The following is a 22,703-nucleotide window of genomic DNA, read 5'->3' on the forward strand; positions in this document are numbered from 1 at the left end:
TTCACTCGCCTCTCCCAAGCCTGCGTGCACAGCTCGTTTCCTGGATCGTGATTCCGCTGATTGTCGTGGCCGGGATCAACCTTTGGACCGCATGGCGTGCGTCGGAAAATATGGCCGGGATCGTGTCAGACAGAATGCTGACAGCGTCAGCACGCGCCATTGGCGAAGCGACTGCTGCCTCGCATAATGCCATCGATGCTGTCATTCCGCCGGTAGCGCTGGAGATGTTTTCGACGGGAAATGGCGACCGGGTCTATTATCGGGTTGAAACTTCTGACGGACGCCTGCTTGCAGGGTTTCCCGACTTGCCGAAACCGGCTGAAATCGCGAATTACGACCCACTCCATTATGAGGGCAGCTATCGCGACCATCCCTTGCGTCTGGTTGTCTTGCGCCATCCCGTTGCAGCACCGTCCAACCTGCCACAAGCTGTCGACGTGGTCGTGGGTGTCACCCTCGCAGGATACACCGCCATGCAGCAGGAGCTATGGCTGAACTCCGTACTGGAACAATCGCTGCTTATCATTGTTGCCGGTGCCCTTTCGTTAATGGGCTTGCGCTTTGTATTACGCCCGTTGATTCGGCTCCGCAACGAAGTTCGCAATCGCACATCCGAGCTGGAACCATTCGATCCACAGACAGTTCAGACCGAACTTCGACCGCTCGTCACAGCGCTGAACCAGTATATGGAACGCGTGCGCAAGCAGATGTCGGCGCAGCACCGTTTCATCCAGAATGCAGCACATCAGTTGCGCACGCCACTTGCTACACTATCAACGCAGGCCAGTTTCGCAGAACGGACAACCTGCGAAAGTGACCGCAAAGACGTTCTGGCAGGTATCAAGAATACCACCATGCAGCTGTCGCGGCTTGCTGGACAATTGCTGACGCTTTCGCGTGCCGAACCAGGCAGCAGGCGTCCTCGCGCCGATCGGGTTGATTTGGCGGAAGCGGGACAGCAAATTCTGGAAAGCCTCGCGGGCAAGGCGTTCGACCGCAAGATCGATCTCGGGTTCGAGCTCAAAGCAACCAAAGCCATCATTTCTGGCGACGGCACCATGCTGCGAGAGATGATCGTCAATCTGGTGGACAACGCCCTTACCTATACGCCCGAAGGCGGCACAGTAACGCTTGTGATTGATCAGGACGGGCCCAAAATCGACATACGGGTCGAGGACAACGGACCAGGCATCCCCGCAAATGAATATGAACACGTTTTCGAGCGTTTCTATCGTGTTCCAGGCACTGTCGCGGATGGAAGCGGATTGGGCCTTGCCATCGTGCGCGAAGTTGCTGACACGGCGGGCGGCCATGTCGAGCTTTCCCAAACGAAAGGCGGCGGGCTTACGGTGACTGTCACCTTGCCCGCCGCCTGACTCGATTGCATCTATCCGACTATCAGCTTCCCTGTTCGGAAAGTGCCTGTGGACGCCATTTCACCAGATGGTTTTCGACCAACGTGATGATGTATTCCACGACGAGCGCCAGTACCGCCAGAATGACCATGGCCGCAAAGACGCCGTTGGCATTGAATGTGCCCTGCGCCGTGGAAATCATCAGGCCAACGCCTTTCTTGGCGCCGAGGAATTCACCGACGACCGCGCCGACGAGCGCGAAACCGAAACTGACGTGAAGGCTTGCCAGAATCCAGCTCATGGCCGACGGCACGATGACGGTGCGCGTGATCTGCGAACGGGATGCACCCAATATCTGCGCATTGGCGATCAGCGCGCGGTCGGCTTCGCGCACGCCCTGAAACGCGTTGGCGAATACGACGAAGAAAACCATGACGACGGCCAGCGCCACCTTGGATGCCATGCCGAGGCCAAGCGCAATAATGAAGATCGAACCCAGCACGACACGCGGGATGGAATTGGCGATCTTGATATAGATCGAGAACACATCGGCGAGGAACTTGTTGCGACCCAGCAGGATGCCGCAAATGACGCCGCCGACCGCACCGATAAGGAAACCAAGCGCGGTTTCCTCAAGTGTTACGATGATCTGTTCCGAAAGCGGTCCCTGTGACGTGCCTTCCGTGACCCAGATCCATATCTGGTCGGCGATGCCGGACGGGCTTGCAAAGAAGAATGGGTCAATGAGGCCGGTCCGTGCACCGAGTTCCCAGCCGCCCAGAACAGCGACAAGAATGGCGAGGCGTACGAGAATAACGACCGCTCGGCGGCGGCTTATATCGGCGCGAAATTTCGCTTCGGTGCGCGCAAGTTCGTCGGCACTTGCATTGACCTGCAAGCTTGGTGACGCGGAGAGAGCTTGTGTTGTCATATCATTTTCTCCGATTAGTTTCCGTTTGCCAGCGCGCGCTTCTGGCCGATCTGCACTTCCTCGCGCAAATCGTCCCAGATGACCTTGGCGATATCCACAAACTGGCTGTCGTAGCGGATGTCTTCCATGACGCGCGGGCGCGGGATGTCGATATCGTAGACACTCTTGACCGTGGCTGGACCGGCGGTCAGCACATAGACTTTATCGGCCAGCGCAATCGCTTCTTCGAGATCGTGCGTGACGAAGATGACGGACGCGCCAGATTGTTGCCAGAGATCGAGCAATTCACCCTGCATCAGCGTGCGCGTCTGTACGTCAAGCGCACTGAACGGTTCGTCCATGAGCAGGATTTTCGGTTCGTTGATGAAGGTCTGTGCCAGCGCCACGCGCTTGCGCATGCCGCCAGACAATTGGTGCGGATAGTGCTTTTCAAAACGGGCCAGACCAACACGGGCGATCCAGCTACGCGCTTTCTCATAGGCTTCTTCCTTGCCCATACCGCGATAACGCGGACCGGCACTCACATTGTCGATGACATTAAGCCACGGAAAAAGCGCATCGGCCTGAAACACGAAGCCGATATCAGGGCTGATACCTTCGATAGGCTTGCCCATCAGGCGGACTTCGCCGGCACTTGGCTTGGCGAGACCGGTTACGAGATTAAGCGTCGTTGACTTGCCGCAGCCGGTCGGACCGACAACACAGGCAAACTCGCCCTGCGCAACATTCATGGTGAAGTCGCGCAATGCGGTCATCATCTTGCCGTCGGGGGTGACGAAACGGCGAGTTACATTGTTGAGCGCGATTGCAGTAGCTTTCTCACGCGCAATGGTTCTGGGGGCTTCCATCAGCATGGGTTCCTCGCGGGTATGCGGCACCGCTCGCGCGCGATAGTTTCGTTATCAAAGATCTCCGAGCGCAAAACCGTCTTACACGTTTGCTGGAAATGCTCTGTCGCGCGCCTGCAATGCGGTTGAATCTTTGGAGGACAGCGGGACTGACGTTCATGTTTGAACGCCAGTCGAAGGCTGTTTACTTTGCAGCGTCAAGCGTTGCGTTGGCCTTGTCCACGAACTCGGTCGTGAAGGTCTTCGAAAGATCGACCTGCTTCTCCTGAAGCGGCTTCTTGAAGGTTGCGAGAACCTTGAGAACCGTTTCAGGGCCATCCTTCGGCATCCGGCCGTCCGGCGTGTACTGTGCCTTGCCCTCGGCAAGTCCCTTTACGTAAAGTCCTTGTCACCGACGTAATAATCCTTGGGCATCTGGTCGGCGATTTCTTCAGCGCTGTGCGAAGCGATGTAACGCATGGTCTTGACCAGAGCGTTGGCAAGCTTCTGCGCGTCTTCCTTGTGCGTCTCGAGCCATGCGCTTTGCACATAGAACGACGCAGCCGGGTAAGGTCCACCAAGCGCTTCGATGGTTTTGTCGGGCGTGCGCATATCGACCAGCACCTTGGCATCGCCGCTCTTCAGCATATTGGCGACGGTCGGTTCCGTGGTCATGCCTGCCTGAACGGCATCCTGCTTGAAGGCGGCAATGAAAGTATTGCCCGCTCCGACAGGAAGCAGCGTGTAGTCGCCCTGCTTGAGGCCATTGCGCATGGCAAGGTATTGAGTCAGGAAGTCCGTCGAGGAGCCGAGCCCGGTGACGCCAAGCGTATGCCCCTTGAAATCGCCCGGCGACTTGATCTGGTCGGCATATTTGCTGGAAACGAGTTCCACTTCACCCGGCGCCTGACTGAACTGGACGATGGACTGAATAAACTTGCCCTTCGACTGCAGGTCGATCGTGTGATCGTAAAAACCGACCACAGCCTGAGCCGCACCGGCCAAAAGTTCGTTTTCAGCATCCACGCCGGCGCGGCTGTTGATCAGCTCGACATCAAGGCCTTCATCCTTGAAGTAACCCAGCTTTTCCGTCAGCACTGCCGGAAGGTAAATCTGCTTTTCCATACCGCCGACAATCACTGTCAGCTTTTCGGCATGGGCAACGCCTGCACCAAGTACCATTGCGCCGCCAATGAAGGCCGCGCCAAATAGATGGCGGCATGAATCGATAGAGATTTTCATCTACGCTCCTCCGAGAGCTCCTGTTGGCCCGGCAATGCCAGACCCCTCCTGATATGCAGCCGATTCCTCAATCGGTTTTGAATGGTTAGCGCAGGCAAGCTTTCAACCAGCTTTCAACAAACTCGCGGCGAGATTTCGAACCCCGTAAACCGGTAGCCAGAGATTATCGCTATTTATATTCGGAAGAACCGGATCACCAAGAACACTATCGTGATGCGCCTGATATCGCTGTCATAAAACGATCTGTTGCTTTCCCTCTGAATTAGAGGTTCAATCAATCAAACGGGGAGGCGTCCATGCCATTTCGCGGCAACAAATATCAGGGAACATATGCGCCAAACGATCTCCAAGTGCTGCAGATTGCCTATAATCGCTGCTGCGCACTGCTTGATCGATGTTCAACGACGCACGAAAGCAAAGAAGCGCTTGCACGCGCAATTATAAGAACATTTGAATCCGGTGAACAAAATCCGGACAAGATCGCTGAAATAGTAGCCAAACTGGAACTTGATCGCGTTTAACGGCATTGGTTGGAAAAGAGTCTGCTTACGATCCCTCAGCAAATTTTAGCTCTCTAATGCTTTCGGTTTTGCAACTGACTGAATATTTTACATAAACTAAATAATTCTGGATTATAATGCTTTGCAATCAGCTATGTTTTAGTATAGCGGGTCGCAAGAATTTTCAGGCTTTCAGATCGGATTATCTGTCTGTCGCCATCTGCGGAATGCATAAAATGCCATTTTCGAGAGATTACTACTTCGGGCGTTTCAAGCCCATTGAGTTGGAGGAGCTGCAAGCGGCTTATGTCAAGTCGTGTGAAGCGATGGCTCGTTGTCCAATCACTTCTCCCCAAAAAGACGAAATGGCGCGCGAAATCATCCAGATTTATGAATGCGGCGTCATGGATGCCGAGAAGATCGCCGAACTCATGGTGCAGATCGAAGCGGTCAAACCACGTCCGTTGAGCGAACAGATGCTCGACCGTGTGACGACGATCCAGCCCAAGATTGCCTGAGCAAAATTACTTCATGAAAAACACCCGGATGCAAAATCGCATCCGGGTGTTTGTTTGTTCAGCGCTGAGCCACCGGGCGGACAAGCGGAGTCACGCGGCGGATCGTGACACGACGATTTTCCTGTTCGGCTGCCTGCGTGCGAATTTTCAGGAAGCGTTCGCCATAGCCTTGCGTGACAAGGTTTTCTGGTGGAATTTCATAGACTTCCGTCAAAAGGCTTGCAACTGATTCAGCACGTTTATCGGACAGGACGAGATTTGAACGGTCCGATCCAACCGCATCCGTATGCCCTTCAATGAAGAAGGTTTCGCCCGGATCCTTTGCCAGTACCTTCTGCATGGCGGTTGCAACCTTGCGTAGCGTCTTCGCCTGCGAAAGCGAAACCTCGGCGCTGCCCGTCGCGAAGTGGATTGTATCCAGATCGATACGACGCACCTTGTCGCGCAGGCGGGCTGAATGACGAACCTCGTCGATCGTATAGACACGCTCCACACGCTCTACCGGAGGCATGGCAAGGAAGTCATAGAAATCGCGATCCGGATCGTCTGCGACGTCGATGATGTAATCTCTTACCGGAATGGTCAGACGCATCGGCGGCAGTTCGTAACCAACATCGATAATCGAAGCGCGCGGATTGTCGTCATATTCCGGCGCATAGATCATCAGATATTCATTGCCGTCCCGGTCGATACGGGAACGCTGAAGAATATCGCCGTAGCGATCATAAACCGTAACGATCTGGTTGCCACCCGGGCGGACAATGGTTTCACGGGTGCGCCCGCGCGGCAGTTCATCGTAATAGGTTTCCTCGGCATCACGGCGCAACCTTGGGCGATCATCGCCGCGAACGAAGATACGGTCGCCCACGTCCAGAATGACACGATTATCCACCTCCTCGATCACTTTGACGTTGGTGACATTGTTGGTCACGTTATTGACCGTCGTATTATTGATGACCGTATTGTTCACCACCGTGTTGTTGATGATATTGGTGGTTTCCGGCACGGCAAAAACCGGCGCTTCCTTGATACGGGTGCCCTCTTCCTTGAGATTGGCTTCGATCTTCTGCGGCAGCGCTGCCTTCACTTCCTCTGGAATCGCAACCTGTGCCGCCGCATCATTTGCGGGCGGTGGTGCACTTTCCTCAGCGGAACGTTGCTGTTCGCGCTGCTTGCGACGCTCTTCACGCGACTGGCTTCCGCCGGAATTGTCGGCGTCCTTGTCGCTGTCGAGAATGGCAGCGCCATTTTCGACTGGCAAGACAACCGTATCGTCCGTCTTCGCAGGGTCTTTCGCAATCTCCTGCTTTTCCTCGGTCGAACGCTGATCGACTATCTCTGGCGCTAGCTCCGAAGACGGTTTTTGCTGGTCTTCGGTTGATTGCGGCTGTTCGACCGGCTGTGCAGGCTGAGCCTCATTCTGTGGCTCTTCCTTTGCTTTCGGTTCTTGCGGTTGAGCTTCTTCGGGATGCTCAACAGCGGATTCTTCCGCTGGTTCTTTCTGCGGAGGCGAGACCGGAGATGCGTCTGCCGGTTGTTCGGCTGGCTTTTCCGGTTCCTGCGCCGGAGCTTCCTTGGCAGGTTGCTCGGCCTGCTTGGCCGGTTCTTTCGCCGCCGGCTGCTCAGGTTTCGCTTCCGGTTCCTGTGCAGGCTCTTCCTTCACCGGCTTTTCAGCGGGAGCGGTCTGTTCCTGCGTCTCATTGGCCTTGCGAGCAGCCTCTTCATCAGCCTTCTTCTGTTCTTCAGCGCGACGCTGAGCTTCCTCTTCAGCGGCCTTCTGCTGCTGTTCGCTCTGACGCTGTGCCTCTTCGTCAGCCTTTTTCTGTTCGGCAGCCTGCCTGGCCTGCTCTTCGGCCTGTTTCTGCGCTTCGCGCTCGGCTGCCTTCTGTTGTTCCTCGGCTTGCTTCTGTGCTTCGCGCTCGGCGGCTTTTTGCTGCTCTTCAGCCTGGCGTTGCGCCTCTGCCTCCGCAGCGCGCTTCTGTTCTTCCGCTTGACGCTGGGCTTCCTCTTGAGCAGCCTTCTGCTGCTCTTCGGCCTGACGACGATTTTCTTCCTCGGCAGCGCGCTGTTGTTCCTCAGCCCGACGGGCTTCTTCTTCCGCTGCCTTTTGCTGTTCTTCAGCCTCGCGCTGTTGCTGCTGCAACTGCTCGTCGGATGGCTGGTCTCCGTTCTCCTGTGCCAGCAGGATTGGAGCCATCAATGAATCCGCCAGTACGGGTTGCGCTAGAATAGAGGCCGACAGAACCGGCACGGCAACAGTGGCAAGAAGCTTCGAACGAATAGACATAAATCCTTCTCCTTCTGGAAGGCAGAATTGATATGCGTCTCATCCACAGAATCGCGGGCAAAGACGCCGTAGAACCGCCAGCGATATCCATCGAATTGGGACAAATTCCGGCAACTTCACAAATCCGTTATCGTAATCCACATGAACGCAGCCTGAACCCAAGCGTTCCAAAACTACGAGATTTGCCGCATTCTTTTGGCTAGAAGCTCGACGCCTTCCGCAATCCGATTAATCGGAATGGAAGAATAAGCGATGCGAAAATAGCGGCATGGCCTGTCATCGCTCCAGAAGAAAGGGGACCCCGACTCGATCAGCACGCCGTCCTCGCGCAGATCACGCGCGAGTTTGTCGGCATCCATGCCCTCCGGTCCTTCGATCCAGAATGCCGTACCGCCAAAGGCCGATTTACCAGCGATTTTCAATCCTTCGCGATTAAGGGCCTCGATCATGACAATATGGCGCTTGTGATATTCAATCCGCATACGATGAATAACCGCATCATAGTGACCAAGAGCCAGAAAATAGGCGGCTGTTCGCTGCAAATGTCCGGGCGGATGACGAAGCATGAGCGCGCGTAGCGCCCTCGCCTCACGGATGACAGGTGCCGGAGCAACCAAGTAGCCAAGCCGAAGCCCCGGAAACAGCGACTTTGAAAAACTGCCCACATAGAGAACGCGGCCATACTGGTCGAGCGATTTTAGCGCCGGCGTCGGCGGCTGCAAAAAGCTCATCTCGAATTCGTAATCATCTTCCACAATGACGAAATCGTGCTCGGCTGCAGCCTCCAGAAGTGCGATACGCCGCGCACGTGGCATAGTGGCGGCCGTGGGTGACTGGTGGCTCGGCGTGACGAAGACCGCGTCGATCTCATCTGGCAGCAACTCGGGTGGCAAGCCGCCTTCATCGACGTCAAGCGCCGTTACATTGGCCCCTGTCAGATGGAGTGTGGCACTAATATCGGGATGTCCGGGATTTTCGCACACGACATGCGAGCGCCGTGTCAAAAGCAGATGACTGATGATCCAAAGCGCGTTCTGCGCGCCAACGGTAACAAGTATCTCGTCTGGCTCCGCGTGTATTCCGCGGCTAGGCAGCGTGCGCGAACGGATATAATTGACAAGTTCCACATCATCGGCAGCGGCAAAATCACCCGCCATAAGGATAAAGTCTTCTCTGGCCAGCGCGCGCCGTGCGCAATCGCGCCATGCGGCGAGATCAAACAAGGTCTGATCCATCTGGCCATAGAGAAAGGGGTAGCGATACTTCCGCCAATCCAGAGGCTTGCGAATGGTCTTGGCAATGTTGAAGCCGAGACGCAACTTGGATGACCAATCGACGGCGGTGTCAGGCGCTTGCAAAAAATCCTTGTCTGGACGGCTGATGGGCGGCGCTGCAGCCACGTGATAGGCACTGCGGGAATGCACTTCCAGATAACCTTGGGACACAAGCTCCTGATAGGCCAGCGTTACCGTGAGGCGCGAGACTTTCAGATAATCCGCCAGCCGCCGCGTGGAGGGCATGCGGGCACCGGGCAAAACAGCGCCGGAAAGAATGGCTGATACCGTTGTTTCCCGGATTTGCGACTGCAATCCGGTATTTCTGCTGCCATCTATGAAGAAGATCGTCGGCGAGACGGCATCCAAAACGCTGCTCCATTAGTGAATCTGCGATTACACCCAAGTTCGCGTCAGTTTTTCCGCTTCGTGCTCTACTTAGCAATAGCGTTTCTTCTTTCTGTTTCTCCTCGTGGAATAATTTCGACGGTAACGTGAGCACGAACCCCAATTCCCGGGTAGCGCCATCTTTAATGCCAAACTGGACTTATTGACTATTCCAACTGGATATAAGGCAAATTTCATGAGATGGCTATCGTTTGTAACTGGAACTGCAGATTGGCGAAAAACGTCAACAGTCGTGACCAAGTCAGGCATGGTTCTTAAATGGAAGGGGAACTCCATGAACTATTTCAAGAGCATAAAACGGGTGGTGTTATTTTCGGCCGTAGCAGCGCTTTCAACGTCTGCGGCCTATGCCGAAACGACGGTCGTGGTCGGTTATCAGCAGATCGTCGGGCCGTTTCTGACCGCAATCGCTAACGGAAAATTCGATGCGGCAGCCAAGGAAGCCGGATATAAGATTGACTGGCGCCAGTTCGCATCGGGTGGCGATATTTCAACGGCACTTGCTTCCGGCAACGTGCCGATAGGCGTTATCGGTTCAACAGGCATCGCAGCAGCCGCCACACGCGGTGTTGACCTTCAACTCTTCTGGATTCTCGATAATATCGGCAAATCGGAAGCACTGGTAGCGCGCGAAGGTTCGGGCATAGAGAAGCCGGAAGACCTCAAGGGCAAGAAGGTCGGCGTGCCTTTTGTCTCGACCTCGCATTTCCATCTCCTTGTCGGCATGAGCGACATCTGGAAGATCAATCCGCGCGACGCGGAAATACTCAACATGACACCGCCGCAGATCGTTGCCGCCTGGCAGCGCGGCGATATCGACGCGGCCTATGTCTGGCCCCCTGCTCTTTCCGAAATCCTCAAGACCGGCAAGGAAATTGCCAATTCCGAAGAAATCGGCGCGAAAAGTGTCCCGACTTTCGACGGCCTTGTGGTGGATAAGAGCTTCGCCAGCGAAAACCCCAAATTCATGACCGCCTTCACCACGGTGCTGAAGGATGCCTATGCCGACTACAAGGCCAATGGCGGCCAGTGGACAGCAGACTCCGAACAGGTCAAAGGCATGGTCAAGCTGATCGGTGGCAATGCCGCTGACATACCGGGCGCACTCGCGCTGTTGTCCTTCCCCACAGTGGAAGAACAAGCCTCCCCGACATGGCTCGGCGGTGGCAAGGACAGCGGAGCGCTCAAATCCGTCACCCAGAGTGCAAAGTTTCTTGTCGACCAAAAACAGCTCGACCAAGCTCTGGATGACTATAGCGGCAACGTGAATGGCAGTTTTGCCGAAGCCGCAGCGAAGTAATTACGTAAAGTAATTCAAGCGCCTCCGCCAGCGGCATGCCTTCGGGCAAGCCGCTGAACCGAGACGGTTCCTGCAATGCTGTGTGTGCATTCTGGCTTTTGCCGGAACCGCTTCTTCGTTCCCGAAAGGTGACGTAATGGAAACCTTGAACGTATCGAATGTCAGTCTGACCTATCCCGGTCTTTATGTGGAAGAAGCCGTGATTGCGCTGAAGGGCGTTAATTTGCGGATCGACAGCGGGGATTTCGTGGTGGCGCTTGGTGCGTCCGGCTGCGGCAAGACCACGCTTCTCAATCTGATGGCAGGGTTCATGATCCCGTCATCCGGCGAAATCACGTTGGGCGGAAGGCAAGTGCGTGGTCCCGGCGCCGACCGGGGTGTCGTGTTCCAGAAACATGCTCTGCTTCCCTGGCTCAATGTCGTTGACAACACCGAGTTTGGCCTGAAGCTTCAAGGTGTACCGAAGGCAGAACGCCGGGCGCGTGCCACGAAAAATCTGGCGCTGGTCGGCCTGCAGGATTTCCACAATCACAAGATTTACCAGCTTTCCGGCGGTATGCAGCAGCGTGTCGGCATTGCTCGCGCACTGACCTGCGACCCGGCGATGCTGCTTATGGACGAGCCCATGGCAGCGCTTGATGCCCTCACCCGCGAAACAATCCAGGAATTGCTTTTGCGGGTATGGCAAGTGACCAACAAAATGTTCTTCTTCATCACTCACAGCGTCGAAGAGGCCTTGTTCCTCGGTTCGCGGCTGATCGTCATGTCGCCGCGCCCCGGACGGATCACCCATACCTATGATCTGGATTTCAACCGACGCTTTCTGGAATGCGGTGACGCGCGCGCCGTCAAGTCCAGTCCCGACTTCATCAAGATGCGTGAGACAATTCTGGGGATTATCTATGGCGATGAACGTGCATCAGGAAACCCGGAACTGGTCCATGCTTGAGTTCGTAACTCGGGCAAGACCAGTCAAACCCGGTAAAATCTATGGCGCCCCCGGCGACGGCAATAGCGGCTTCATCAGCCTTGTAACCGCACTGATTTTGCTGGGGCTCTGGTTTCTCGTAACGGGAATGGGCTGGGTCAAACCGCTGTTTCTCCCCTCTCCCTTCGCTGTCTATGGCAAGTTCATGGTTGCCATGACAGACGGCGTGGCAAACTCCACTCTGGCCGAACATACGCTCGCCAGCCTTGGACGTGTATTGGGTGCCTTCGCGATTGCCTGCATCACGGCAATTCCCATCGGCATCATGATGGGCATGAGCAGCTTCGTTCGTGGCGTGCTGGACCCGATTATCGAATTTTACCGACCACTGCCGCCGCTTGCCTACCTGCCGCTGATCATCATCTGGCTTGGTATTGGCGAGTTCCCGAAGGTGTTCCTCATCTTTCTCGCGATCTTTGCGCCAATGGCGATCGCAGCGAGAGCTGGCGTGCGCTCGGTCTCAACCGAACAGATCCATGCCGCCTATGCGATGGGCTCATCCCGGACGCAGGTAATAACGCAGGTCATCATGAAAGCGGCCATGCCGGAAATCTTCACCGGCATGCGCATCGGGATCGGTGTGGGCTGGACGACGCTGGTTGCGGCGGAAATGGTGGCGGCACATCGCGGTCTTGGCTTCATGGTACTCAATGCAGCGCAGTTTTTGGCCAGCGACACCGTCATCATGGGCATCATCGTCATCGGTGTATTCGCTTTCGCCTTCGACCTTTTGATCCGTTACATGGAAAAGGTCCTCATCCCGTGGAAGGGTAAAGTCTGATGGCGCTACAACCGCTTTAACCAGCCCGACCGAAATCCAATTCGCAATATCAATCGCGCGGTAACTCTGCCGCGCCACAGGGAAGCTTTGCCCGAAATCAGGGCAGATTTCAGACGTATCAAGGAGCATTCGAATGTCCGCCGGACAACTCACAGAGAAGCATTTTTCCGACCTCTTCGATGCCTTTAACCGGCACGACATCGACGCGATCATGGCCTTCTTTGCCGACGACTGCGTGTTTTACACCATCGGTGGTGAGGAAGTTTACGGCACCCGTCTCGAAGGCAAGGATGCGATTGCCAAGGCTTTTTCCGGCGTCTGGGCCGCGATGCCCGACGTGAAATGGGACGGACACAGACATTTCGTGAGCGGCGACCGTGCCGTGTCCGAATGGACCTTTCGCGGAACGGATGCCAACGGCGCACGCGTCGAGGCAGAAGGCTGCGATCTCTTCACACAGCGCGACGGCAAGATCGTCCGCAAACAGGCATTCCGCAAGAACCGGCCTTTGCTGAAGGCGTAAGCCCCAACATCGCCAGTCGGTGTTTTGGAGGACCGACATATGGATACCCACACTCTTAACAGTTTCTCGGCCACCCAGCCATTCGACCCCGCTTATGATCCGGTGGTTTCGAAGACGCCAGGACAAGGCCGCGACTATGCCCCGACTTACTGGATAGGCACTGCCGGACCGGCGCCGGAAGACGATGGCCCTATTCGCGGAGACGTCGATGCCGATGTCGTTATCGTCGGCTCAGGCTATACCGGTCTTTCGGCGGCAATCCATCTCGCTCGGGATCATGGCGTCAAGGCCGTGGTGCTGGAAGCAAATGGCGTCGCCTGGGGCTGCAGCACCCGCAATGGCGGTCAGGCGCAGATTTCAGCCGGCCGGCTCAAGCGTTCACAATGGATCGAGCGCTGGGGTGTGGACGTCGCCCGGAAATTGCATAAGGAAATTGCCGAGGGTTTTGATCTCTTTCGTTCACTCATTGCCGAACCGGAAATTGATTGTGATCCGCAGGATGGCGGTCATCTCTACATCGCCCATCGCGACAAGGTCATTCCTTCGCTGGAGAAAGAATCCCGCCTGCTGAACGACGTATTCGGCTATCGGACGCGCATGGTCGGTCGCGACGAGATTCACCGCGATTTCATCCGGGATCAAGAAGCTCGCGGAGCTATGTATGAGCCAGACGGCATTGGCATTCACGCCGCGAAACTTGCCTTCGGCTATCTCCGGCTTGCACGCAAGCTGGGCGCAAAGGTGCACACCGCAAGCCCGGTTCTCAGCTGCCGCAAGAACGGCAATGTATTCCATCTCAACACGCCGAACGGTACAGTCACGGCGCGACAGGTTTGCTTCGCGACAGCGGGATACACCTCGCCCGGCCTCCATCCTCTCACCCGTTACCGGCTGATGCCGGTGCTGTCGAACTCTGTCGTGACACGACCGCTGACACCCGATGAAATTGAAGCATGCGGCCCCAAGACCGGTATTCCGCTAACCGACACGCGCACGCTTCGTCACTATTATCGTTTTCTGCCTGACGGGCGGATGCAGATCGGTAGCCGCAGCGCGATTACCGGGGCTGATGCACCGAACCCTAAACATTACGATCTGCTGCTTTCGGGCCTTTACCGGAAGTTCCCGGCTCTGAAAGGCATCAAGATCGATTATTCCTGGTGGGGGTGGGTCGATGTCAGTCATGACATGATGCCCCGCATCTATCGTCCTGATCCGACGCAGGAAATCTACTATGCCATGGGCTACGGCGGCAACGGCGTGATGTATTCAGCGCAGGCCGGACGCCGGGTTGCCCAACTGATGACGGGTCGGGGACAGGAACTCGACCTGCCGATCTTCACCTCCGAATTGCCGAGTTACGGCATGCTGACGCCATTCAGGCGCATAGGCCAGCGCGCAATGTATCACTGGTATGCGCTGAAAGACGAAGTTCTCTGAATTCCAAGGAAAGGTACGCGCCATGAAAATGACGACGGAAGAAGCATTTGTTAAGGTCTTGCAGATGCATGGGATAGAACATGCATTCGGGATCATCGGCTCCGCGATGATGCCGGTATCGGATTTGTTTCCGAAGGCGGGCATTACCTTCTGGGATTGCGCCCATGAGACGAATGCGGCGCTGATCTGCGACGGTTATACCCGCGTGACAGGCAAGATGGGCATGGCGATTGCTCAGAACGGGCCCGGCGTAACCGGCTTCGTGACTGCCATCAAGACTGCTTACTGGAACCACACGCCGATGCTGCTTGTCTCTCCACAGGCTGCCAACAAGACCATCGGTCAGGGCGGTTTTCAGGAAGTTGACCAAATGGCCCTGTTCGAAGAGATGGTCTGCTATCAGGAAGAAGTGCGCGATGCGACCCGCATTCCCGAAGTGCTGAACCGCGTGATCGAGAAGGCATGGCGCGGCTGTGCACCGGCACAGATCAACGTTCCCCGTGATTTCTGGACCCAGGTCATCGACGTCGACCTGCCACAGATCGTTCGACTGGAACGCCCGAGCGGCGGACGCGATGCCATTGCCGAGGCTGCAAAACTACTGACCAATGCGAAATTCCCGGTTATCCTTAACGGGGCCGGTGTCGTTATCGGCGGTGCGATCCCTGAATCCATCGCGCTTGCCGAAAGGCTCGATGCGCCGGTCTGCTGCGGCTATCAGCATAATGATGCCTTTCCCGGCACCCATCCGCTGTCCGCAGGTCCACTCGGCTACAATGGCTCCAAGGCCGCGATGGAGCTGATCTCCAAGGCCGATGTGGTTCTGGCGCTCGGCACCCGTCTCAATCCGTTCTCGACCCTACCCGGCTACGGCATCGATTATTGGCCGAAAGATGCAAAGATCATTCAGGTCGACATCAATCCTGATCGTATCGGCCTCACCAAGAAGATCTCGGTCGGCATTTGCGGCGATGCCAAGCAGGTTGCGCAGCAGATTCTCGACCAGATGGGAGCCAATGCGGGCAATGCAGGTCGCGACGAGCGCAAGCAGCTCATCCATCAGCGTAAATCCGCCTGGTTGCAGCAACTTTCCTCGATGGATCATGAGGATGACGATCCGGGCACGCATTGGAATGCCGGTGCGCGCGAGCGCGAGAAGGACCGCATGTCGCCGCGGCAGGCATGGCGTGCCATTCAGGCTGGCATGCCGAAGAACGCCATCATGTCCACCGACATCGGCAATAACTGCGCCATCGGGAACGCCTATCCAAGCTTCGAACACGGACGCAAATATCTGGCGCCGGGCATGTTCGGCCCCTGCGGTTATGGCTTCCCATCCATCGTCGGCGCCAAGATCGGCCAGCCTGACACGCCAGTGGTCGGCTTTGCAGGCGACGGTGCGTTCGGCATATCCATGAACGAGATGACCTCCATCGGTCGCAAGGGCTGGCCTGCGATCACCATGGTCATCTTCCGCAACTATCAGTGGGGTGCTGAAAAGCGCAATACGACGCTGTGGTACGACAACAACTTCGTCGGCACCGAACTCAATCCGAACCTGAGCTACGCCAAGGTGGCGGATGGCTGCGGCCTGAAAGGCGTGACCGTCGATAGCCAGCAGGCGCTGACCGAAGCCTTGCAGACGGCAATCGACGAGCAGGCCAAGGGGGTGACTACCTTCATCGAAGTCGTGCTCAATCAGGAACTGGGCGAACCATTCCGCCGCGATGCGATGAAGAAACCCGTTGTCGTGGCCGGCATCGACAAGGCCGACATGCGCCAGCAAATGCCCGTCTGAACCAGTCCGTCAGTGATCAGGCCGGGAGCGCAACTCCCGGCCTTTTGAAGAGAATGCGCCATGCTGCCGTTGGAAAAGATTTTTGAGAAAGCTCGTTCGAGGCCACGTCACATCGTGCTGGCCGAGGGCGAAGATCCGCGCATCATCGATGCGGCGCTCCGTGCCGAACGCGAAGCCATTGCCCGCATCACGCTTCTGGGCTCCGAAAGCGTCATCAGCAGGCAGATTGACGGCTCAAAGATCGCGATCATAAATCCAGTAGTATCGGGCAAAAGCGCGGATTATGCGCAAAAACTCTATCGGCTGCGTCAGGCCAAGGGCATGACGGAAGAACAGGCCGAGGCGATGGTGAAGACGCCACTCGGCTTCGCCGCCATGATGGTACGCGAAGGCGATGCGGATGGGACGGTGGCTGGCGCAGTCGCAACGACAGCCGATGTGGTGCGCCATGCCCTGCAGATCATTGGTAAGGCCGACGGCGCATCGCTCGTCTCAAGCTTCTTCCTGATGCTGCTGTGCCAGTCTCATCATCAGAAGAAAGGCGCTTTCGTCTTTGCCGATTGCGGCCTCATGGTGGAACCGGATTCCGCACAACTTGCCGACATCGCCATACAGTCGGCAGATTCATACCGCCAGCTCACGGAAAAAGATGCGGCCGTTGCCATGTTGTCCTTCTCCACCGGCGGCAGCGCTGCGCATGAGCGTGTGTCAAAGGTCGTTCAGGCAACCCGGACGGTGCGGGAGCGTAAGCCTGATCTGTGCATCGATGGAGAATTACAGTTCGACACGGCATTCGTCGAGGCAATCAGCCATGCCAAATCGCCGGATTCACCGCTCAAGGGCAATGCCAACGTCTTTGTGTTCCCCAATCTCGAAGCCGCCAATATCGGCTACAAGATTGCCCAACGTATTGGTGGGGCGCAGGCCATAGGCCCCGTGCTTCAGGGCCTCGCCAAACCCGCTAATGACCTCTCACGCGGGTGCAGCGCTGACGATGTCCTCCACATGATCGCTATAACCGTCAATCAGGCAAAGTGAAGGACACCGCGCCGCTATTCGCGAACCGCTAAGACTTCAGGAAGCGCGTAGCGATGCCGTTGAGAAACTGTGGCAGTACCGTGAAGGCATAGGGTGCATAGACCCGCTCCAACCGCTGATGATACTCGCGGCCCCACGGGCCGATATTCACCACCGGATAGGAAAGCGCTTTCGGATTGGCGCGGTCGATAAATTGAGCCGCTGGTGTGTTGGCCGCGATGACTTCACTATCCGTCGCGTCAGGGATATGACCGAAGAAGCTCATATCTGAAATACCGGCGAAGATTTCCCTGTATCGGATCGTCGTTTCGAACTGGCGCTCCGCATGCACGCGTGCGGTTTCCAGAGCTTCTGCGAAACGCCGTTCTTCGGTCGTTTCGACCCCCATGCGAACATGCGGATAGACGAGACTTCCGAAGCCGATAATGACCGTCGGGCCTGTAACGCGTGCCTCGGCAACCATGGCGTTGACAAGCTCCCGCGTGATGAGAAGCGGATTATCGCTGCTTGAAATTTCAGCTTCCAGCACCGCTATCCGTTCCAGTGCCGCATCACCACCAATACGCCGGACTTCGTCGCGCAACTCGGCCGTGGTTAGAATTCTGCCCTTGTGATTAGCATCTGCATCGCTGCCAACCAGCTTTGCAAAGCGCTCTGCCTCCACATTGAAGTGCGTGATCGCCCGATCCAGCGCCTCACCGACAATTGCCTTGAACCGCTGGAACAAAGCATCAGGCGAGACGGAATGGGTCAGCCAGTTGAAAGCAATCCACGTCCGTTCCGGTGTGGTCACTTCATAACCACCGCGAAAATCCCGCGCTTCAAGGCAGATTGGAGGTGGCGAAACTTCGCCATCCGCCGTATCGCAAAGGGCTGCATTGGCTTCCACCGCCCGCATGATTTCCGATGCAATGAGATGCGCGCTGACACCTTCAAACGGATAACTCGCATGAGAAGGCTGTCCGACCACAAAAGCAAAGGGAAGCTGCTTGCCGATTGTGCCCCGATAGATGGCTCGGCCTTCCACACCGTCACCCTGATCGCTCGTTGCGTCTAGATTGATACCGGCAACGATATCGAGGCCCCAGCGTTCGGCAAGTTCCGGCAACGCATCGCGCAGGCTGCGCATTCCCCGCGAACCACGCTCTTCGTCAGGTGTCGCAAACAAAATCAGATTGCCTTCGCGATCTACCCGCTGCGAGAAATGTTCCAACGTTGCGATACCGGCTGCAACACCGCTTTTCATGTCGAGCATGCCCCGACCGGGAATGTAATTTCCGCTCTGGAAGTCGGCGAGTGCCTTTTCCTCGTTCGGTGCAAGCGGACGGCTGGTAAGATCGGCCAGAAGAGCTTCCAGCAAAGCATCCGGCTCGAAAGCAAGATGTTTCAAATCGCGATAATTTGCAGTTTCCACCACATCGAAGTGCCCCGCCAGAGCCAGGGTTCGTCGCCCGGCGCCGCGCACGACGGCGATAACATTCTTGGTCATCGGCGAGCCGTGACTGTCGATGACGGCAATATCGTCAGGGTTCTTTTGGAAATAGGGGATCTCGCGTAAAAGCTCGGCCAGCTTCGGCCCGAACGATGCCTCGTCAGGTGTTCCCGTTTCGCTCGGCCATCTCACCATGCGATAGGAGAGTTCTCGCACCCGTTCTGTCGGGTTCCATTCATTTGGGGATGCCACGGTCTTTCCTCGCTCAATAGTTCCCCGTCTCCGTGCCTTGGGGAAGGCACAGGCGGGTTTTCAAATCTGGTTTAAACGTCGACTTACTGGTTGAGATGCTTTCGCAGGAACGCTCTCGTTCTTTCATTTTCCGGATTGGTGAAGATCACGTCCGGCTTGCCTTCTTCGACCACGACGCCCTTGTCCATGAACAGAACCTTGTCTGAAACTTCGGCGGCAAAACGCATTTCGTGGGTCACGATCAGCATGGTCATGTGTTCCTGCGCGAGCTGTTTCATGACCTGATTGACTTCCTCGACCAGTTCCGGATCGAGCGCAGAAGTCGCCTCGTCGAACAGCATGACTTTCGGCTGCATCGCCAGTGCACGGGCAATAGCCACGCGCTGTTTCTGCCCGCCCGACAGACGCGACGGATACATTGACGCCTTATCGGCAAGACCGACCTTCTTCAAAAGAGAAACGGCCAGCTCCTGCGCTTCCTGCTTGCTCTTGCCCTTCAACTTGATGGGTCCGAGTGTGATGTTTTCCATGACATTGAGATGCGGAAACAGATTGAAGTGCTGGAAAACCATGCCCATCTGCTGGCGCACGGCATTGATATGCCGCTCGAAGGAGCGTCCGCTCAACGACTGGTTTACCTGCACGCCGTCCAGCAATATCTGGCCTGAGTTGACCGTTTCCAGATGGTTGATGGAGCGCAGCAAAGTACTTTTGCCGGAACCGGACGGCCCGATAATGGCGATAATCTGGCCGCGTTCAACAGACAGGTTGATGCCCTTGAGAACTTCGAGCGCGCCATAAGACTTGTGGACGTCGCGCACTTCCACCATGGGTTTGCTGTTGCTCATCGGTAAGCCTCGACTTTCTTTTCCATCCAGTGCAATCCGGCTTCCAGGATGAGATTGAGTACGTAGAAGATCACTGCGGCAGTGATGTAGAATTCAAACGGGCTGTAGGTTTCGCTGATCGCCTGCTGCGAAGCGTGAACCAGCTCGGTAATACCGATTACTGACACGAGCGCCGTGTCCTTCAAAAGCGCAATCAGATTGTTGCCCACCTGTGGCAACGCATTGCGGACGGCCTGCGGCACGACGATGTAGCGCAGCGTCTGACCGCTGCCGAAACCCAGCGAACGGGCACCTTCATTCTGCCCCGGATCGACAGTCAGGATCGCGGTGCGGAAGATATCCGAATTATAGACCGCAAAATGCAGGCCAAGGCCGATGATGCCAGTCCATACGGCTGGAATGTTGATGCCGATCTGCGACAGGCCGTAATAGAGCAGGAACAGCTGCAGAAGCAGCGGCGTGCCCATGAACAGCCAGATGAAGAAACGGACAGGGTAACGCACCAGCCAGTTGCCATAGAGAACGAGCAAGGCAAAAGCGATACCGCCGAAGAAGCTGACGATGGATGAGGACACGGCGATGATGAGCGTCCACCAGATGCCGGTCATCAGAAGTTCAGTATAGGGCGGGACGATAGAGAAATCGAGTTGCATGGGATCACCGCCTATTTGAGTGCATAGCGGGCTTCGAGGAAATCGACGAAGCGTGCAACGATATAAATGAGGACCATGTAGATGGCCGCGGCGATGCCGAAGATTTCAAACGGACGATAGGTCGAGCCGATGAAACGTTGAGCCGTGTAAGTCAGTTCGACCACGGAAATCGCGGAAACGAGAGCAGACCCCTTGATCAGCATGACTGTATTGACACCGAGCGAACGGATCATGAGCCGCGCTGCCTGCGGCAACACCACAAAGCGCATCGACTGTCCGTTGCTGAAGCCAATGGAACGGGCGGCTTCGTTCTGCCCGGTATCGACCGTCAGAATGGCGCCTCGCATGGCTTCGGCGTAATAAGCGCCAATATTAAGACCGAGACCGATGGCACCGGCTGCAAACGGCTCAAGATTGATGCCGATCTGCGGGCCGCCAAAATAGAGAACGAAAAGCTGCAGAAGGCATGGTGTGCCGCGAAAAACGCTGACATAGGCCGTACCGATAAAACGCAACGGCCAGAAACGCGATAGTTTTGCAGATGTGGCAAGCGCACCGACGCTCAACCCGATCAAAATGGCAAGCGCCGATATTTCGACGGTAACCAGGGCGGCCTCCAAAAAATATGGAAAGACCTCCACCATCAAAGAGAAGTTCATTATCTCCCCTTTCCTGTCTGGAAAACCAAGCCGGAAAGAAATGTTGCCGGGACAATTGCGTTAATAGCTGTCCCGGCTCGGGGTTTCATGCGGTTAGCGGATGTCGCGACCGATCCACTTGGTCGAGATTTTCTCGTAGGTGCCGTCCGCTTTCATGTCGTCGAGAGCCTTGTTGATCGCATCCTTAAGCTCAGGGTTACCCTTGCGCAGAGCGATGCCGACATTGTCGGTGCCCTGAAGTTCAGGCGTATCGAGCTGACGAACCTTTTCGCCGCTTTCCTTGATGGCGATCAGGATCGGAATGTCATCCGATGCAATGGCGTCCACGCGACCTGAACGAAGCTCAAGCAGCAGTTCCGGGATGCCCTTATAGGTACGGACGGTCCAGCCGCCCTGCTCGCGCGCCCACTTGTCGCTGGTTTCGCCAAGCGTCACGGCAATGGTCTTGCCATGTTTCAGTTCGTCCATGGACTTCACCGGCGAGGCTTCCGTCACGAAAATTCCACGGCCACCGCGATAGTAAGGGCCTGCGAAATCGACAGCCTTTTCGCGTTCCGGCGTGATGCTCATGCTGCCGACGACCACATCGAACTTGCCTGCGCGCAGGCTTGCAATGATGCCGTCGAAAGCGGTGGTCACGACAACCGGCTTTACATCAAGGCGCTTGGCAATTTCGGTGCCGATATCGACGTCGAAACCGACCACCTGGTTCTGACCATCAACAAAACTGAATGGCGGGAAAACACCGCTCATGCCGATGCGCAATTCGCCGCTCTGCTTGACCTTTTCGAGGTCGTCCGCATGAGCGGGAGCGAGCATCATCAGCGCACCGACGCCAGCGGCAATGAGCGAAGACAGAAGGGTTTTCATTTCATTTTCTCCTAAGTGATCGTATCGCGATCACGGGCGATGCCCGTTCCGAGCGCCCGGCTGGACGCATCTTTCCAGATCGTCGACGCCCGACGGGCGACGGCAAATTTCTTGGGAAAACAGATTCGGAACAGGCAAGAACGATATGCTCTGGTTACCCAGCAGCGGGAGAAAGAAAAGCTCCATCGATCCACCTCCGAAACTCCCCTTGCCGGTTGCGTTGCTTGCTTATCCGGCTTGTTTGTTTTCAAGCACGCTAACGGAGCAAAGGATCAACGAAAACGTCAATTCTGTATAGAAATGTCCAGCAATCTGCGATAAACGCAATCAAACTGACGAAATCGTCAAATGGCGGTGTGGTGATGGATGATCTGGATCAACGATTAATATCAGAACTGCGCATCAATGCGCGTGCGTCCATTCCGACTCTCGCCAGCATTTTGGGTGTGGCGCGGGGCACGATCCAAAGCCGGATGGAGCGCCTGATCGCATCAGGCGTCATTGCAGGCTTTACAGTCAGATTGAAGGATCATGGTGCCACCGACATGATCCGCGGCATCATGATGATCGAATTGACCGGGCGAAACATCAAAAGCGTGATAGCGACTTTACGCAAGAACCCCGGCTTTTCCGCGGTGAACACCACGAATGGTACGTGGGACCTGATCGCCGAGATCGAAGTCCCCAACATGAATGAATTTCACCGGCTGGTAACAGGTATCCGCGCCATGGACGGAATCGCGAAATCCGAGACACACATCTTTCTCGGACCCGCCTGA

Annotated in this window: 20 protein-coding genes and 1 pseudogene; 11 read left to right on the forward strand and 10 right to left on the reverse strand. The window is 56.2% G+C overall.

Going from position 1 to position 22,703, the window contains the following annotated elements; genetic code table 11:
* Positions 1-65 precede the first annotated feature (65 nt).
* On the forward strand, positions 66-1,376 hold the full coding sequence (locus LJ361_RS06625; RefSeq protein ID WP_320109280.1) for a sensor histidine kinase: 1,311 nt from the start codon (positions 66-68) through the stop codon (positions 1,374-1,376).
* A 22-nt stretch (positions 1,377-1,398) separates the two neighbouring features.
* Here the strand turns inward: LJ361_RS06625 and LJ361_RS06630 are convergent, their stop codons facing one another.
* From LJ361_RS06630 to LJ361_RS06640, 3 genes and pseudogenes are all read right to left on the reverse strand, one after another.
* Positions 1,399-2,286: an ABC transporter permease gene (locus LJ361_RS06630; protein WP_264813045.1), complete on the reverse strand. Its 888-nt coding sequence runs from the start codon at positions 2,284-2,286 to the stop codon at positions 1,399-1,401.
* A gap of 14 nt (positions 2,287-2,300) precedes the next feature.
* Positions 2,301-3,140: an ABC transporter ATP-binding protein gene (locus tag LJ361_RS06635; protein ID WP_010658711.1), complete on the reverse strand. Its 840-nt coding sequence runs from the start codon at positions 3,138-3,140 to the stop codon at positions 2,301-2,303.
* Between the two features lie 178 nt (positions 3,141-3,318).
* A pseudogene (locus LJ361_RS06640) lies at positions 3,319-4,355 on the reverse strand (ABC transporter substrate-binding protein).
* Positions 4,356-4,651: 296 nt separating this feature from the next.
* On the opposite strand from LJ361_RS06640, the gene LJ361_RS06645 reads away from it, so the two are divergent.
* Together LJ361_RS06645 and LJ361_RS06650 are read left to right on the forward strand one after the other, a co-directional pair.
* Positions 4,652-4,876, forward strand: a complete 225-nt coding sequence (locus tag LJ361_RS06645) for a hypothetical protein (RefSeq protein ID WP_010658709.1) — start codon at positions 4,652-4,654, stop codon at positions 4,874-4,876.
* Between the two features lie 215 nt (positions 4,877-5,091).
* Entirely contained in the window at positions 5,092-5,373 is a 282-nt protein-coding gene (locus tag LJ361_RS06650; RefSeq protein ID WP_010658708.1) for a hypothetical protein, read from the forward strand.
* A gap of 58 nt (positions 5,374-5,431) precedes the next feature.
* Here LJ361_RS06650 and LJ361_RS06655 read toward each other — a convergent pair whose 3' ends face one another.
* Both LJ361_RS06655 and LJ361_RS06660 read right to left on the reverse strand, forming a co-directional pair.
* Entirely contained in the window at positions 5,432-7,660 is a 2,229-nt protein-coding gene (locus LJ361_RS06655) for an OmpA family protein (RefSeq protein ID WP_264813048.1), read from the reverse strand.
* A gap of 173 nt (positions 7,661-7,833) precedes the next feature.
* The gene (locus tag LJ361_RS06660) at positions 7,834-9,303 is read right to left on the reverse strand and encodes a PLP-dependent aminotransferase family protein (RefSeq protein WP_264813050.1); all 1,470 of its coding nucleotides are present in this window, start codon (positions 9,301-9,303) and stop codon (positions 7,834-7,836) included.
* 313 nt (positions 9,304-9,616) lie between these two features.
* On the opposite strand from LJ361_RS06660, the gene tauA reads away from it, so the two are divergent.
* From tauA to pta, 7 genes are all read left to right on the forward strand, one after another.
* Positions 9,617-10,642 carry a taurine ABC transporter substrate-binding protein gene (gene tauA, locus LJ361_RS06665; protein ID WP_040128344.1) on the forward strand — a complete coding sequence of 342 codons (1,026 nt, stop codon included), beginning with the start codon at positions 9,617-9,619 and terminating at the stop codon, positions 10,640-10,642.
* 136 nt (positions 10,643-10,778) lie between these two features.
* Positions 10,779-11,591, forward strand: coding sequence for a taurine ABC transporter ATP-binding protein (locus LJ361_RS06670; RefSeq protein ID WP_010658704.1), 813 nt, complete (start codon positions 10,779-10,781; stop codon positions 11,589-11,591).
* Positions 11,584-12,411 (forward strand): ABC transporter permease subunit, encoded by an 828-nt coding sequence (locus LJ361_RS06675; protein ID WP_264813052.1) that lies wholly within the window; start codon positions 11,584-11,586, stop codon positions 12,409-12,411. The genes LJ361_RS06670 and LJ361_RS06675 overlap by 8 nt, the downstream gene beginning before the upstream one ends.
* Positions 12,412-12,544: 133 nt before the next feature.
* Positions 12,545-12,934 carry a nuclear transport factor 2 family protein gene (locus LJ361_RS06680; RefSeq protein ID WP_012092921.1) on the forward strand — a complete coding sequence of 130 codons (390 nt, stop codon included), beginning with the start codon at positions 12,545-12,547 and terminating at the stop codon, positions 12,932-12,934.
* Between the two features lie 39 nt (positions 12,935-12,973).
* On the forward strand, positions 12,974-14,374 hold the full coding sequence (locus LJ361_RS06685) for an NAD(P)/FAD-dependent oxidoreductase (protein ID WP_029927523.1): 1,401 nt from the start codon (positions 12,974-12,976) through the stop codon (positions 14,372-14,374).
* A gap of 22 nt (positions 14,375-14,396) precedes the next feature.
* Complete coding sequence (gene xsc, locus LJ361_RS06690; RefSeq protein ID WP_012092919.1) at positions 14,397-16,172, forward strand: sulfoacetaldehyde acetyltransferase; 1,776 nt, start codon at positions 14,397-14,399, stop codon at positions 16,170-16,172.
* A gap of 60 nt (positions 16,173-16,232) precedes the next feature.
* The gene (gene pta / locus LJ361_RS06695) at positions 16,233-17,210 is read left to right on the forward strand and encodes a phosphate acetyltransferase (RefSeq protein WP_010660450.1); all 978 of its coding nucleotides are present in this window, start codon (positions 16,233-16,235) and stop codon (positions 17,208-17,210) included.
* 28 nt (positions 17,211-17,238) lie between these two features.
* On the opposite strand, the gene LJ361_RS06700 is transcribed toward pta, so the two are convergent.
* The 5 genes from LJ361_RS06700 to LJ361_RS06720 all read right to left on the reverse strand — a co-directional run bounded on the left by LJ361_RS06700 (position 17,239) and on the right by LJ361_RS06720 (position 21,924).
* A complete protein-coding gene (locus LJ361_RS06700; RefSeq protein ID WP_264813578.1) occupies positions 17,239-18,837 on the reverse strand; it encodes a M20/M25/M40 family metallo-hydrolase in 1,599 nt (532 codons plus the stop codon).
* 140 nt (positions 18,838-18,977) lie between these two features.
* Entirely contained in the window at positions 18,978-19,742 is a 765-nt protein-coding gene (locus LJ361_RS06705) for an amino acid ABC transporter ATP-binding protein (protein WP_029927530.1), read from the reverse strand.
* A complete protein-coding gene (locus tag LJ361_RS06710; RefSeq protein WP_264813055.1) occupies positions 19,739-20,395 on the reverse strand; it encodes an amino acid ABC transporter permease in 657 nt (218 codons plus the stop codon). The genes LJ361_RS06705 and LJ361_RS06710 overlap by 4 nt, the downstream gene beginning before the upstream one ends.
* A gap of 11 nt (positions 20,396-20,406) precedes the next feature.
* Entirely contained in the window at positions 20,407-21,054 is a 648-nt protein-coding gene (locus tag LJ361_RS06715; protein ID WP_012092914.1) for an amino acid ABC transporter permease, read from the reverse strand.
* Between the two features lie 93 nt (positions 21,055-21,147).
* Entirely contained in the window at positions 21,148-21,924 is a 777-nt protein-coding gene (locus LJ361_RS06720; RefSeq protein WP_264813057.1) for a transporter substrate-binding domain-containing protein, read from the reverse strand.
* 362 nt (positions 21,925-22,286) lie between these two features.
* Here LJ361_RS06720 and LJ361_RS06725 point away from each other — a divergent pair, with 362 nt between their 5' ends.
* Positions 22,287-22,703 carry an Lrp/AsnC family transcriptional regulator gene (locus tag LJ361_RS06725; RefSeq protein WP_010658693.1) on the forward strand — a complete coding sequence of 139 codons (417 nt, stop codon included), beginning with the start codon at positions 22,287-22,289 and terminating at the stop codon, positions 22,701-22,703.

The organism is Brucella sp. JSBI001, assembly GCF_026014005.1.
GTDB classification, from domain to species: domain Bacteria; phylum Pseudomonadota; class Alphaproteobacteria; order Rhizobiales; family Rhizobiaceae; genus Brucella; species Brucella anthropi.

What these genes read in the sequence shown, in the direction of transcription:
- LJ361_RS06700 (WP_264813578.1), bottom strand. Translation starts at nt 18,837, where the DNA reads ATGGTGAGATGGCCGAGCGAAACGGGAACACCTGACGAGGCATCGTTC.
- LJ361_RS06655 (WP_264813048.1), bottom strand. Translation starts at nt 7,660, where the DNA reads ATGTCTATTCGTTCGAAGCTTCTTGCCACTGTTGCCGTGCCGGTTCTG.
- LJ361_RS06680 (WP_012092921.1), top strand. Translation starts at nt 12,545, where the DNA reads ATGTCCGCCGGACAACTCACAGAGAAGCATTTTTCCGACCTCTTCGAT.
- LJ361_RS06685 (WP_029927523.1), top strand. Translation starts at nt 12,974, where the DNA reads ATGGATACCCACACTCTTAACAGTTTCTCGGCCACCCAGCCATTCGAC.
- xsc (WP_012092919.1), top strand. Translation starts at nt 14,397, where the DNA reads ATGAAAATGACGACGGAAGAAGCATTTGTTAAGGTCTTGCAGATGCAT.
- LJ361_RS06715 (WP_012092914.1), bottom strand. Translation starts at nt 21,054, where the DNA reads ATGAACTTCTCTTTGATGGTGGAGGTCTTTCCATATTTTTTGGAGGCC.
- LJ361_RS06635 (WP_010658711.1), bottom strand. Translation starts at nt 3,140, where the DNA reads ATGCTGATGGAAGCCCCCAGAACCATTGCGCGTGAGAAAGCTACTGCA.
- LJ361_RS06670 (WP_010658704.1), top strand. Translation starts at nt 10,779, where the DNA reads ATGGAAACCTTGAACGTATCGAATGTCAGTCTGACCTATCCCGGTCTT.
- LJ361_RS06705 (WP_029927530.1), bottom strand. Translation starts at nt 19,742, where the DNA reads ATGAGCAACAGCAAACCCATGGTGGAAGTGCGCGACGTCCACAAGTCT.
- LJ361_RS06645 (WP_010658709.1), top strand. Translation starts at nt 4,652, where the DNA reads ATGCCATTTCGCGGCAACAAATATCAGGGAACATATGCGCCAAACGAT.
- tauA (WP_040128344.1), top strand. Translation starts at nt 9,617, where the DNA reads ATGAACTATTTCAAGAGCATAAAACGGGTGGTGTTATTTTCGGCCGTA.
- LJ361_RS06650 (WP_010658708.1), top strand. Translation starts at nt 5,092, where the DNA reads ATGCCATTTTCGAGAGATTACTACTTCGGGCGTTTCAAGCCCATTGAG.
- LJ361_RS06725 (WP_010658693.1), top strand. Translation starts at nt 22,287, where the DNA reads ATGGATGATCTGGATCAACGATTAATATCAGAACTGCGCATCAATGCG.
- LJ361_RS06675 (WP_264813052.1), top strand. Translation starts at nt 11,584, where the DNA reads ATGCTTGAGTTCGTAACTCGGGCAAGACCAGTCAAACCCGGTAAAATC.
- LJ361_RS06720 (WP_264813057.1), bottom strand. Translation starts at nt 21,924, where the DNA reads ATGAAAACCCTTCTGTCTTCGCTCATTGCCGCTGGCGTCGGTGCGCTG.
- pta (WP_010660450.1), top strand. Translation starts at nt 16,233, where the DNA reads ATGCTGCCGTTGGAAAAGATTTTTGAGAAAGCTCGTTCGAGGCCACGT.
- LJ361_RS06630 (WP_264813045.1), bottom strand. Translation starts at nt 2,286, where the DNA reads ATGACAACACAAGCTCTCTCCGCGTCACCAAGCTTGCAGGTCAATGCA.
- LJ361_RS06710 (WP_264813055.1), bottom strand. Translation starts at nt 20,395, where the DNA reads ATGCAACTCGATTTCTCTATCGTCCCGCCCTATACTGAACTTCTGATG.